Origin of the sequence: Lentzea sp. NPDC020367, assembly GCF_044387305.1 — a bacterium.
In the GTDB taxonomy this organism is placed as follows: domain Bacteria; phylum Actinomycetota; class Actinomycetes; order Mycobacteriales; family Pseudonocardiaceae; genus Lentzea.
The window spans coordinates 67,421-79,273 of record NZ_JBIRVV010000023.1 but is presented as its reverse complement, the minus strand read 5'-3'; the positions used below and the strand labels follow the sequence as shown (position 1 = coordinate 79,273).

Sequence of the window (11,853 nt, the reverse complement as noted above, 5' to 3'; positions counted from 1 at the left end):
GTTGCCGGCATGACCTCATTCGACGCGATCACCCTCGAAGTGGCCGACCTCGCGGCCGCCGAACGCTTCTACGCCAACGCTTTCGGGCTCGGCTCCCGGCTGCGGCTGCGCGAGAGCCAGGAACCGGCCACCGGCTTCCGCGGCTTCACCCTGTCCCTCACGGTGGCGCAGCCCGCCGACGTCGACGTGCTGATCGGCGGCGCGATCGACGCCGGTGCGACCGTGCTGAAGCCCGCCGCGAAGTCGATGTGGGGCTACGGCGGGGTCGTGCAGGCGCCGGACGGCACCATCTGGAAGGTCGCGACCTCGCAGAAGAAGAACACCGGCCCGGCCACCGGCGAGATCGGCGACGTCGTGCTCCTGCTGGGCGCCAACGACATCGTCGCGAGCAAGCAGTGCTACCTCGACCAAGGCTTCACCGTGGAGAAGAGCTTCGGCCGCATGTACGTCCAGTTCGCCTCGGCCGGTGCCGTGAAGCTCGGGCTGTACCGGCGGCGCGCCCTCGCGAAGGACGCGGGAGTGTCGCCGGAGGGCTCCGGCTCGCACCGGATCGAGATGGTCGGCGCCGGTCGCTTCGTCGACCCGGACGGGTTCGCGTGGGCGTCAGGGCAGACGGCCGGCCAGCTCGGCGCGTGAGCGGATGCCGAGCTTCGTGTAGACCTTGCGCAGGTGGTACTCGATGGTCTTGGGGCTCAGGAACAACGCGGCGGCGACCTCGCGGGTGGTCCTGCCCTCCGCGAGCAGCAGCGACACCTGCAACTCCTGGGGCGTAAGGGTTTCGCCCGGTGTGCGGCGCTTGATCGTCTCGCCCGTCGCGCCGAGTTCGACCGCGGCGAGATCCGCCCACCGGGCCGCGCGGAGGTTCTCGAACGTCTCCAGCGCGGCGTGCAGGTGCGGCCGGGCGTCGACCCGGCGCCGGGCGCGCCGCAGGCGGGCACCGTAGGCGAGACGGGTGCGCGCGGTCTCGAAGTCGTCCAAAGTCCTTTCGTGGAAACGCAAGGACGCCTCGAAGTGCGTGTCGAAGGCAGGACTGAGCATGCCGATCGTGCGTTCGGCGCGTCCCATCGCCCACGGCTGGCCCTTCGCCGCGGCTTCGGCACGGTAGCGCCGCGCGACCTGCCAGGCGTCCTCGTGCCTGCCCAGTCGCACCAACGCGTCGGCGCGTTCGGGCGCGGGGGACAGGTCCGGGTCGGTGAGCTTGAGGTCGTCGAGGAGGGCCGCGAGTTCTTCCAGGTGTGCCAGCGCCTTCTGCGGATCGCCGAGCCCCAGTTCCAGCTCTCCCAAGGCGAACAGCGACCAGACCCGTCCGATGTGGATGTCGCGGGAGCGGCAGAGGGGCAGTGCCTCCGCGACGAGCGCACGGCACCGCGCCTCGTCGCCCAGTCGTGCCCGCAGCCACGCCAGGCCCGCCAGGCACATCGCGAGGTCGGTCTCCTGCCCGGTCTCCCGCGCCAGCCGGGTCGCCTCGTCGTAGGTGGCCTCGGCCCGCACCCACTGGTTGGTGGTCGCCTCGTCCCTCGCGACGTGGAACAGCAACGACGGCAGGGTTCCCACGGCCGCCTCCGCACGGGCCTGGCCGACGATGCGCCGCAGTTCGGCGCCGGAGTCGGCGTCCCGCAGGAACAACGGCCCGATCATCAGCCACCACAGCCTGCGCCGGTCGTCTCGCCACTCGTCGGAGGCGGCGAGAAGCCCGGTGGCGGACCGGATCTGGCCGGCGCCGCCCTGGTTGGCGAGGATCCGCGCCACGCCCGCCGCCATCTGACCCAGCCCGAGCGCCCGCGGTGTCGTCACCTGCCCGAGCAGTTCCTCGATCTCGTGAGCCAGCTTGATCGCGGACGTGGTGTCGCCGAGGTAGAAGCAGGCGTTCACGGCGTCGGCCAGGAACACGACGCCTTCCTCCTGGTCACCGGCCTGACGGGCGGCGGTCCAGCAGAGGTCGCGGGCCTCGGTCAGCGAACCGGTGCGCGCCGCGATCGCCCCGCGCAGCTCCAGGGCTCTCTGCTCGTTCGACCCGCTCTCGTCGAGCAACGCGACGGCGCGCGGCGTGGTGCCGGCGAGCCAGGCCGACTCCGCCGCCGTCACGCACAGCAGGGCGTGCCGTTCGACGTCCGGGCTCAGGCGCGCGGCCCGTTCGTAGGCGGCCGCGGCGACGTCGTGCGCACCGCGTTCGTGGGCCCGCTCCGCCGCCCGTCCGAGGAGATCCGCCACGTCCGCGTCCGGTCCGACGGACGCCTCGGCCAGGTGCCAGGCCTGCCGGTCGGCGTCGTGCGGCCCCACGGCTTCCGCCACCGCGCGGTGGATCGACCGGCGCCGCTGCGGATCGCAGTCCCCGTACACGGCGGAGCGGATCAGCGGATGCCGGAACTCGACCAGGCCGTCGGCGATCCGGACCAGCCCGGCGCTCTCCGCTTCGGCGAGCGAGCCGACCGTGACACCGAGCAACCGGCACGCGTTCGCGACGACCCGCAGGTCGTTGCCCGCCACCGCGGCGACGGTCACCGCCGCCCGCCCGTCCTCGCCGAGTGACCGGGCCTGCGCCGCGAACTCGTGGGCCAACGCCGCGGACACCGGCAGCGGCGCCTCCGGAGAGACGTGCTCCAGCCGGTGCGCGGCCAGTTCGATCAACGCGAGCGGGTTCCCGGCCGTCGCCCGGTGCAGGCGCGCGATCAACTCAGGCGTCAGGGCCGTGCCGGAACGGCTCGACACCAGCTCACCGGCGGCGGCGAGATCGATGCCGGACAACGGCAGCGCGGGCAGTCCGGGATCAGGGGAGCGCGAGGTGGCCAGCAGCACGATCGGATCGGCCACCAGCCTGCGCGCCGCGAACGCCAGCGCGTCCGCCGACGGCCGGTCGACCAGGTGCAGGTCGTCCAGCAGCACCGCGACCGGCCGTTGCTCGGCGAACCGGCAGAGCAGGCTCAGCGTGGCGGCCCCGACCGCGAACCGGTCGATGGCGGGCCCAGGGCTCAGTGCGAGCGCGACGGACAACGCCTGCGCCTGAGGTGCCGGGATCTCGTCGAGACGGTCGAGCGCCGGCCGCAGCACCTGGTGCAGGGCGCCGAACGGGATCTCCCGCTCCGGCTCGCTCCCGGCGGCCTGCAGGACGGTCATGCCGGTGGCGCACTCGGCGGCGAACCGCAGCAGCGCGGTCTTGCCGACACCGGGCTCTCCGGTGATCGCGAGGACGCCGCCGTGCCCGAGCCGGGCGCTCGCGACGAGCCGCTCGACCTGTCGACGCTCGGACTCGCGTCCCATCAGCACACGGGGGAGTGTAAGCAGACCACTGCACTAGGTGGGGCACCTGATGCGACCGTCCCGTTGGCGCTCATAGGTTCCGACCCTCACCGGAGGGAAGAGCAGATGACGACGACAAGACCCGAGGTAGACACCGACAAGCTCATGCAGTTCGTGTTCCGCGCCGTCGACGAGGTGGGCGCCACGCTGAACGCCGCGCTCGTCGTGATGGGCGACAAGCTCGGCTACTACCGCGCGATGGCGTCGGGCGACCCGATCAGCCCCGCCGAACTCGCCGACCGCACCGGCACCGCCGAGCCCTACGCGCGGGAGTGGCTCAACGCCCAGGCAGCCGGCAGTTATGTCACCTACGACCCCGCTACCAGCCGATACACGCTGCCGATCGAGCACGCGGTGGCGTTGACGGTCGAGGACAGCCCCGCGTTCCTGCCCGGCATGTTCCAGATCGCGCTGGGCACCGTGCACGACGCCGGACGCGTGCTGGACGCGGCCCGCAGCGGCTCCGGGGTCGGCTGGCACGAGCACAACACCGACGTGCACCTCGGCTGCGAGCGGTTCTTCCGGCCGAACTACGCGGCGAACCTGATCGAGGGCTGGCTGCCCGCGCTCGACGGCGTGACGGCGAAGTTGCAGGCCGGTGCACGGGTCGCCGACGTCGGCTGCGGCCACGGCGCATCAACGATCCTTATGGCACAGGCGTTCCCGAAGTCGTTCTTCACCGGGTCGGACTACCACCCCGAGTCGATCGAGATCGCTCGCGAACGGGCGGCGGCCGCCGGAGTCGGCGACCGGGTGACGTTCGAGGTCGCCTCCGCGAAGGACTTCAGCGGCAGGGACTACGACCTCGTGACCATGTTCGACTGCCTGCACGACATGGGCGACCCGGTCGGGGCGGCCCAGCACGTCAGGGACGCGGTGGCGTCCGACGGCACGTGGATGATCGTCGAACCCATGGCGGGCGACCACGTCGAGGACAATCTCAACCCCGTCGGCCGCACCTACTACGGCTTCTCCGCGCTGCTGTGCACGCCGGCCTCGCTGTCGCAGGACGTCGGACTCGCGCTCGGCACCCAGGCCGGGCCCGCGCGCATCCGCGACGTGGCGGTGGCCGGCGGGTTCACCCGGTTCGCCGGGGTGGCCCAGACCCCGTTCAACCAGGTCCTCGAAGTCCGGCCGTGAGAGCCGAGCCGCGCCCGGTGCGCGAGGCAGACCAGGCGGGGTTCGCCGAACGCGCCGGGGTGCGGCTCGCGTTCCGGGTCTACGACAACCCCGGCAGGCCGACGGTGCTGATGATGCCGACGTGGTCGATCGTGCCGTCGAGGTTCTGGAAGGCCCAGGTTCCCTACCTGGCACGGCACTTCCGGGTGGTCACCTTCGACGGACGGGGGTCCGGCGATTCTGACCGCCCGGTCGGCGGTGAGTCCTATGTGGATGCCGAGTACGCGGCGGACGCGATCGCCGTCCTGGACGCGACGAACACCGAACGTGCTGTGCTGGTGGCGTTGTCGCGCGGGGACGCCTGGTCGGTGCTCGCGGCCGCGCACCACCCGGACCGGGTCTCCGGCATCGTCGTGATCGGCCCGGCCAGCGGTTCGCTCATCGGCGCGCAGGCGCAGGAGAAGGAGGCCTGGGAATCAGCGGAGGGCAAGTACAACCGGCGATACTGGCTGGACGGCGGCTACGACGACTTCGCCGACTGGTTCTTCGCGCGGATGTTCCCCGAACCCCACTCCACCAAGCAGATCGAGGACGCCGTGCGGTGGGCGCACGAGGTCGAGCCCGCCACACTGGTCGACACGACGATCGGCCGGAACAGCTCCGCGTCCATCGAGGACGACTGCCGCAAGGTCCGCTGCCCGGTGCTGGTGATCCACGGAACCGACGACCGCATCCGCCCGCACGCCATCGGGGAACGCCTCGCCGAGCTCACCGGCGGCTCGCTGGTGCTGCTCGACGACTCCGGGCACGGCGTGCACGCCCGCGACCCGGTGCGGATCAACCTGCTGATCAAGGAGTTCGTCGATCGCGTGCATCCCGTGGCCCGGCGCACGAGGTCGTCCAGGGCGATCACCAGGCCGCCGCGAGCGCTCTACCTGAGCTCGCCGATCGGCCTCGGCCACGCCCGCCGTGACCTCGCCATAGCGTCCGAGCTGCGCAAACTGCATCCGAGGTTGCAGATCGACTGGCTCGCGCAGCACCCGGTCACCGAGGTGCTCGGCCCGGCGGGGGAGCGGATCCACCCGGCGTCCGCGTGGCTCGCGAACGAGTCGGCCCACGTCGAGGACGACGCGGGCGAGCACGACCTGCACGTGTTCGAGGCGTTCCGGCGCCTGGACGCGGTGCTGGTCAACAACTTCATGGTCTTCAACGACGTCCTCGACGCCGAGCCGTACGACCTGGTGATCGGCGACGAGGCCTGGGACGTCGACTACTTCCTGCACGAGAACCCCGCCCTGAAGCGGTTCTCGTTCGCCTGGCTGACGGACTTCGTCGGCTGGCTGCCGATGCCCGACGGCGGCGCCCGCGAGCAACGCCTGACCGCCGACTACAACCTCGACATGATCGAGCAAAGAGCCCGCCTGCGCCGCGTGCGCGACCGCTCGGTGTTCGTCGGCAACCCGGATGACGTGATCTCCCTGCCGTTCGGCGAGGGCCTGCCCGCGATTCGCGAGTGGACGGAGCAGAACTTCGACTTCTCCGGCTATGTAACGGGATTCGACCCGCCGGACGAACGCGAGCGCGACGCGTTGCGCAGGCAGCTCCGCGTCCGTGACGACGAGAAGCTGTGCGTGGTCACGGTCGGCGGCTCGGGAGTGGGGGAGTCGTTGCTGCGGCGAGTGCTGGACGCAGTGCCCGCCGCGACTCGGCGGGTACCGGGCCTGAGGTTCCTCGTCGTCACCGGACCGCGCATCGATCCGGCCTCGCTGCCGAGCCACCCCGGCGTCGAGATCCGCGGCTACCTGCCGGATCTGCCGCGGCACCTCGCCGCGTGCGACCTGGCGGTGGTGCAGGGCGGCCTGACCACGTGCATGGAACTGACCGCCGCCCGGCGCCCGTTCCTCTTCGTCCCGCTGCGCCACCACTTCGAGCAGAACTTCCACGTCCGGCACAGGCTCGAACGCTACGGAGCGGGCCGGTGCATGACCTACGAGGAGGTCGTCGACCGTCAGGTGCTGGCCACGGCCATCGCCGAGGAGATCGGACGTGAGATCGCCTACCGCGCGGTCGAGTCCAACGGGGCCTCGGTCGCGGCCTCCCTGCTCGCCGAACTGTTGTGAACGGCGGGCAGGTCGCGCGTCCGTGCGGCGTGCTCGTGCCAGCCGCGCTGGTCCCGCCGGAAGACCGGGAAGACGAACGCGCCGCCGACGTACAACGCCACGACGACCAGGTCCCACCAGCCGATGTCGATCAGCGGCGACACGACCGTCGCGTAGGCCATGAAACCGGTGAACCCGAGGAGTTCGCGCAACGCGAGCTGGGCCGGGTTGGCGCGCGACCCGTCCTGGGAGCGGATCCGGTAGTGCAGCAGGATTCCGCCGATCGTCATCCCGTTCGCCGCGGCGGGCAGCACGACGCGGAACGCCACGAGCACGCAGACGGCCCACAGCGGGTCCGAGTGCAGCACGAGCTTCGCGATCACGATCACCAGGACGAGCTCGGAGACCAGCCCGATCAGCCTGCGCGGCAAGGTGACGGTGCCGATCGGCGCCGCCGCCTCGTCCGACGAGGGCACCCTCGGCACCACGATCGCGGCCGGTGCCAGCATCCAGCCCAGCAGGCCGCCGAAGGTGTTGGAGATCAGGTCGTCGACGTCGGCGATCCGGTACGGGCACGGGTAGAAACCGAGGTTGCCGGTGTACTGCACGACCTCGATGGCCAGCGACAGGCCCATGGCGATGGCGATCACGGCGAGCGGCCCCTTGCCGTACGCCTTGCGCAGCACCACACCCAGCGGGACGAACAACGCGACGTTGAACAGCTGCTGCAGGAACGCCTGCGACCGCACCATCGCCCCGATGCCGGAACGTCCGTACGCCGCCATGTTGTTGTTCATGTCGGTCACCCACTGGAACGGGACCGTGGACAGCATCTGGTCGCCCGTGCACAGCTTCGCCACGTCCGACGGGAACGGCAGGAAGATCAACGCCAGCGCGACGAGCCCGTAGGCCAGCAGGCCGTACAACACGAAGGCCCTGCGCGGCTCCACCCGCCGGAATCGGAAGTAGTGCAGCAGCACGAGCGGAACCAGAACCAGCAACCCGACACCCACGAACGCCAGGAAACCGGTCCGGGCGGTCTCCCAGTACGACGCCATCATGAGCGATCCAATGCCCGCGAACGGCCGCGGCCAAACCAAGATTCTCGAAGATAGGGCGAATGGACGCGGTCAGCCGCGCTTCGCCAGGTAGACCGTGTTCGTCGAGTCACGGCCCTGGATCGGGTTGGGGAAGCTGACGACCTCGGCCCGCACGTCGGTGAAGACGCTCGCGAGAGTGGCGGTGTACTCGTCCTCGGGCGGGTCGTTGGACCACAGCGCGAACACCCCGCCGGGGCTGAGCAGGTCGCTGATCCGCCGCACGCCTTCGGGTTCGTAGAAGTCGGCGTTGGTGGGGTGCAGCAGGTGGCGCGGGGAGTGGTCGATGTCGACGACGACGGCGTCGAACAGCCTGCCGGGCGCTTCCGGGTCGTAGCCCTGCCCGGACCGGGTCAGGTCGAAGAAGTCACCGTGGACGAGCCGGCAGCGCTCGTCGGCCGCCAGCGTCTTCCCGGCGGGGATGAGGCCCTGCTGATGCCATTCGATGACCTCGCCGAGGGCGTCGACGACGAGCAGCGCGCCGACCCGCGGGTCTTCGAGAACGGTCTGCGCGGTGTAGCCGAGTCCGAGGCCGCCCACGACCACGTTCAGGCCGTCCCCGGACAGTTCCGCGAGTGCCAGGCGGGCCAGTTCGACCTCGGCGACGACGAAGAGGCTGGACATCAGGAACTCTTCGTTGAGCTTGATCTCGTGGATCTCCCTGCCGGTGCCGGGTTCGAGCCGGCGGCGGAGGGTGAGCTCACCGAGCGGGGTCTGGCGGTAGTCGAGTTCCTGGAACCGAGCACTCATGCGACGGCACGGTACCCCGTGGACCTGGACCCGATCGGGTGAGCACTGTCCTGCGGGTTCGCCGAACCCGCAGGACAGCCGCGTACCGCCTACGGAGTGACCTTCGCGTTGGTCAGGCCCTTCTTCGCGCCTGCCACGGTGTTGGACGCGTGGACCACGTTGGGCACCCGCTTGCGCCGCCGGTGATCTGGTGCGTCTCGTAGCCGTTGGCCAGGGTGCCGGGCTTGCTGAACGTGCCGGTGTTGTTCTCCAGCAGGTAGCCGGAACCCTTCACGTCCACCCACGAGTCGGCGGAATGCTGGCCCGAGATCCCCTTGCCGTTGAACGTGTTCCCGCGGATGACGCCTTTCTGGGTGCCCTCCTTGACGTCGACGTGCTCGGCGGTGACGTTCGGGCCGATGGTGTTGTTCAGCACCTGGACCCGGTCGCTCTTGTCGACGCCGCCGCTGTTGCCGTGACACTCCCAGTTGGACTCGGCGGATCCGATGTGGACACCTTCGCCGAACCCGATCTGGACCAGGCCGGTGTCGGTGACCGTCGAGTTGCGGATGACGCTGTCGGCGGAGGACTTCCGGAAGTGGACGCCCTCCTCGTCGGTCTTGCGCACGGTCACGCGGTCGATCACCGTGTGGTGCGAGTTGTCCGCGACGATGCCCTTCTTGGACTCCGCGACCGTGAACCCGGTGAGGTGCCAGTACGGCGCGTCGACCAGCCATAGCCCGTAACCGGAGTCGTAGCCCGGGGCGGGGGCCGGGCAGTCCGGCGGCTCACCGGCCGGACCGACAAGGGAACCTCCGATGGGGGCGGCGGAGGGTGATCAGGGAGCGATGAAGTTGCCGGACAGGATGATCAGCACCTGCAGGTTGATACCGGTGCCGTAGTAGTCGTTCTTGTCCGGGCTGAACCTGGTGATCTGGGTGAACAGCTTGTCGAGCCACACCTGGCTGCCCGGGTCGTTCATCGCGGCCACGGCGAACGGCGCGGTGAAGCAGGGGTGCTCGCCGGACTCGGTCGCGGTGCCGTCGAGCTTGAAGCCCGAACCGATCTTGGCGGGGTCACCGCCGGTCTTGGTCTGGATCCAGGTGTTCATCTTGCGGACCTGGGCCTGCGCGGCGCTGTCGGACGCGGTGATCGCGTCGGCGCCGAGCCGCCACGGGTCGCGGCAGGCGTTCCAGCTGTAGGCGCCGTCGTACTCGCCCTCGAGGAAGTTCGCCGGCGCGGGCTTGATGCTGCTGTTCGTGTTCACCACGAAGTCGGGCAGCAGCCCGGTCTTGCTCGAGTACTGCGACTGGATCTTGGTGACCGCGCTCTCGTGCGTGGTGCGGATCGTGGTCCAGGTCGAGTCACCGGTCGCCTTGGCGAACGCGCGGAAGTGGCCGGGCATCCAGTCCGACGAGCGCGAGCTGTTCTTGTACTCGGCGTCGTTGCCCCAGTCGCCCAGGAGCATGTACTTCGAGCTGGAGTTGACCTCGGACTTCTTGATGGCGTTGATGACCCGCTTGGCCTCGGCCAGGTAGTTCACCGACCCGGTGCTGCCCCAGACCTTGTCGGCGACGAGCAGGCCGTACGCGATCTCCAGGTCGCCGTCGGTCGCGGAGTCGCTGCCGTTGACGCTCTTGCAGTTCGCGTCCTGCTCGGCCGCGTGCAGGTCCTTGTTGTTGACCGACGGATGCGCCTTGACGAACTTGAGGATGCCGTCGAAGATCGCCCGCGCCTGGGTGTCCTTGCCGCCCATCATCGCGGCGATCGTCATGCCGTAGCCCTCGCCCTCGGCGACGTAGGCGTGGTCGGCGTCCTTGGACAGCACGGCATAGGTACCGGAACCGCACTTGGTGCTCAGGAAGTTGGTCTTCCAGAAGTTCCAGTACTTCATCAACGCGGCGTCCTGGGTCGCCTGGTCAGCCGACGGTCGCAGCGTTCCCGGAACGTACGGGGAGGCCGCGGCTTTCGCCGCCACCGGAGCGGCGATCGCCGAGTGCGCGGAGATCAGGCTGGTGGCGGCGACAGCGGTCAAAGCCAGTGCTTGCAGGGTTTTGCGCATGTGTCCCTCACTCGAAGTGGCCGTTTTCGCTTGGAGGGCGGCGATTTTCGTGAGCGTGACACACGTCTAGACCTCTGGTCAATATGATAGGAAACTTTACATACTATAATGCCGCGAAACGGCCGATCGCGACAAATGCGGCCAACAGCAGCAGGATCACGTTGACGGGCAACGACTTCGTGTCGCCGATCTTGACGTGCGCCCGCGCGGCGAAGACCTGCACGATGACCAGTCCGACCGCCGCGATGGGCGTCAGGATCGGAGCGATGCCGGTCAGCCACGGCAGGATCAGGCCGAGCGCGCCGAGCACCTCGACGGCACCGATTCCCTTGAGGCCCGTGTCGGTGACGTCCTTCGCCCAGTCGAAGTTTCCGGACGCGATCATCTGCTCGCGTGGCCGCACCAGCTTCATGACCCCGGCGCCCAGGTACAGCGCCGCCAACAGGCCCTGGACCACCCACAGTGCGATGTTCATTCGAACTCTCCAATCCTTACCTCTTGTGCGTAGCCTCATGATGTGTCTGCAATGAGGGCGTCGCAAAAGGCACACCGATGTATGTGTCCAGGACGGGAGGTCCGGCTGTGATGGGGTTCACTCCCGGCGGCAGCTGCCCGCCGCCGATGAACGACGGGGGCGCGGTCCGCGAGGTCCTCGACCGCATCAGCGACAAGTGGAGCCTGCTGGTCGTCGGCGCGCTGTTCTCCGGCCCGTTGCGCTTCGGCGAGCTGGAGAAGACGGTCACCGGCATCTCGCAGCGCATGCTCACGCTGACGTTGAAGCACCTCGCCGAGGACGGCCTGATCAGCCGCACGGCCTACGCGGAGGTGCCGCCACGGGTCGAGTACGAGCTGACCGAGCTCGGGAAGACGTTGGTACCGCTGGTGATCGCGCTCGCCGAGTGGGCGCTGGAGCACCGCGACGAGATCAACGCGAACCGCCGCCGGTAGTCCTCACTCGAAGGAGCAGCCTGGGTTCGGCGTGCTGACGGCCAGCGGGTTGCCGACCGGGTTCTCGTAGAACACGGTCAGCACCAGTGGGGTGGCCGCGAGGTTTCGTCCGATGTGGACGTACCCGGTGCCGCTGCGCTCGCTGATGAACTGACCCGGCCGGTACACGCCGTCCACCGAGCAGTCGGAGTCGTGGTGGGTCAGCACGCCCTTGGTGACCACGCCGCGCACCGGGCCGGGGTGGTAGTGCCAGCCCGTGGCCCCTCCCGGCTCGATGGTGATCTCCCTGATCACGTACTGGGTGTCGCCCACGGTCTGGTCGAAGATCGTGACGGCGCTGACCCCGTGACCCGGCGTCGCACCCGCGACGGCCGGTGCCGCGGTGGCCGCGAGACCGACGAGCGCCGTGACCAGAGCGAGCCGGCTGATCGTCCGCATGGGCGTCTCCTCAGACGTAGAACGGCAGCGTGATCGATTTTAGCCGGGTCTCGTCCGGCGCGAG

At 69.6% G+C, this 11,853-nt stretch carries 11 protein-coding genes; 4 read left to right on the top strand and 7 right to left on the bottom strand.

Going from position 1 to position 11,853, the window contains the following annotated elements; genetic code table 11:
• Positions 1–9: 9 nt before the first annotated feature.
• Positions 10–636 (top strand): glyoxalase, encoded by a 627-nt coding sequence (locus ACH413_RS44480; protein WP_360039023.1) that lies wholly within the window; start codon positions 10–12, stop codon positions 634–636.
• Here ACH413_RS44480 and ACH413_RS44475 read toward each other — a convergent pair.
• Positions 604–3,258, bottom strand: a complete 2,655-nt coding sequence (locus ACH413_RS44475; RefSeq protein WP_360039547.1) for an AAA family ATPase — start codon at positions 3,256–3,258, stop codon at positions 604–606. The two genes, ACH413_RS44480 and ACH413_RS44475, sit on opposite strands and share 33 nt — an antisense overlap.
• Before the next feature lie 105 nt (positions 3,259–3,363).
• Here ACH413_RS44475 and ACH413_RS44470 point away from each other — a divergent pair, with 105 nt between their 5' ends.
• On the top strand, positions 3,364–4,437 hold the full coding sequence (locus ACH413_RS44470) for a class I SAM-dependent methyltransferase (RefSeq protein ID WP_360039020.1): 1,074 nt from the start codon (positions 3,364–3,366) through the stop codon (positions 4,435–4,437).
• The gene (locus ACH413_RS44465) at positions 4,434–6,536 is read left to right on the top strand and encodes an alpha/beta fold hydrolase (protein WP_360039017.1); all 2,103 of its coding nucleotides are present in this window, start codon (positions 4,434–4,436) and stop codon (positions 6,534–6,536) included. The genes ACH413_RS44470 and ACH413_RS44465 overlap by 4 nt, the downstream gene beginning before the upstream one ends.
• Here ACH413_RS44465 and ACH413_RS44460 read toward each other — a convergent pair.
• The 5 genes from ACH413_RS44460 to ACH413_RS44440 form a co-directional block, all read right to left on the bottom strand.
• Positions 6,473–7,576 carry a VanZ family protein gene (locus ACH413_RS44460; protein WP_360039014.1) on the bottom strand — a complete coding sequence of 368 codons (1,104 nt, stop codon included), beginning with the start codon at positions 7,574–7,576 and terminating at the stop codon, positions 6,473–6,475. The genes ACH413_RS44465 and ACH413_RS44460 overlap by 64 nt on opposite strands.
• A 69-nt stretch (positions 7,577–7,645) precedes the next feature.
• Entirely contained in the window at positions 7,646–8,362 is a 717-nt protein-coding gene (locus ACH413_RS44455; protein ID WP_360039011.1) for a spermidine synthase, read from the bottom strand.
• A 112-nt stretch (positions 8,363–8,474) separates the two neighbouring features.
• Complete coding sequence (locus ACH413_RS44450) at positions 8,475–9,074, bottom strand: right-handed parallel beta-helix repeat-containing protein (protein ID WP_360039544.1); 600 nt, start codon at positions 9,072–9,074, stop codon at positions 8,475–8,477.
• 105 nt (positions 9,075–9,179) lie between these two features.
• The gene (locus tag ACH413_RS44445) at positions 9,180–10,403 is read right to left on the bottom strand and encodes a glycosyl hydrolase family 8 (protein WP_360039008.1); all 1,224 of its coding nucleotides are present in this window, start codon (positions 10,401–10,403) and stop codon (positions 9,180–9,182) included.
• A 103-nt stretch (positions 10,404–10,506) separates the two neighbouring features.
• Positions 10,507–10,878 (bottom strand): DoxX family protein, encoded by a 372-nt coding sequence (locus ACH413_RS44440; protein ID WP_360039005.1) that lies wholly within the window; start codon positions 10,876–10,878, stop codon positions 10,507–10,509.
• 110 nt (positions 10,879–10,988) lie between these two features.
• Between ACH413_RS44440 and ACH413_RS44435 the strand changes: the two genes are divergently transcribed.
• The gene (locus ACH413_RS44435) at positions 10,989–11,351 is read left to right on the top strand and encodes a helix-turn-helix domain-containing protein (protein ID WP_360039002.1); all 363 of its coding nucleotides are present in this window, start codon (positions 10,989–10,991) and stop codon (positions 11,349–11,351) included.
• A 3-nt stretch (positions 11,352–11,354) separates the two neighbouring features.
• On the opposite strand, the gene ACH413_RS44430 is transcribed toward ACH413_RS44435, so the two are convergent.
• Positions 11,355–11,789: a cupin gene (locus tag ACH413_RS44430; protein WP_360038999.1), complete on the bottom strand. Its 435-nt coding sequence runs from the start codon at positions 11,787–11,789 to the stop codon at positions 11,355–11,357.
• Between the last annotated feature and the right edge of the window lie 64 nt (positions 11,790–11,853).

Excerpts from the sequence above, each read along its gene's own strand:
- ACH413_RS44445 (WP_360039008.1), bottom strand. The coding sequence starts at position 10,403 with ATGCGCAAAACCCTGCAAGCACTGGCTTTGACCGCTGTCGCCGCCACC.
- ACH413_RS44460 (WP_360039014.1), bottom strand. The coding sequence starts at position 7,576 with ATGATGGCGTCGTACTGGGAGACCGCCCGGACCGGTTTCCTGGCGTTC.
- ACH413_RS44470 (WP_360039020.1), top strand. The coding sequence starts at position 3,364 with ATGACGACGACAAGACCCGAGGTAGACACCGACAAGCTCATGCAGTTC.
- ACH413_RS44480 (WP_360039023.1), top strand. The coding sequence starts at position 10 with ATGACCTCATTCGACGCGATCACCCTCGAAGTGGCCGACCTCGCGGCC.
- ACH413_RS44475 (WP_360039547.1), bottom strand. The coding sequence starts at position 3,258 with ATGGGACGCGAGTCCGAGCGTCGACAGGTCGAGCGGCTCGTCGCGAGC.
- ACH413_RS44430 (WP_360038999.1), bottom strand. The coding sequence starts at position 11,789 with ATGCGGACGATCAGCCGGCTCGCTCTGGTCACGGCGCTCGTCGGTCTC.
- ACH413_RS44440 (WP_360039005.1), bottom strand. The coding sequence starts at position 10,878 with ATGAACATCGCACTGTGGGTGGTCCAGGGCCTGTTGGCGGCGCTGTAC.
- ACH413_RS44435 (WP_360039002.1), top strand. The coding sequence starts at position 10,989 with ATGGGGTTCACTCCCGGCGGCAGCTGCCCGCCGCCGATGAACGACGGG.
- ACH413_RS44455 (WP_360039011.1), bottom strand. The coding sequence starts at position 8,362 with ATGAGTGCTCGGTTCCAGGAACTCGACTACCGCCAGACCCCGCTCGGT.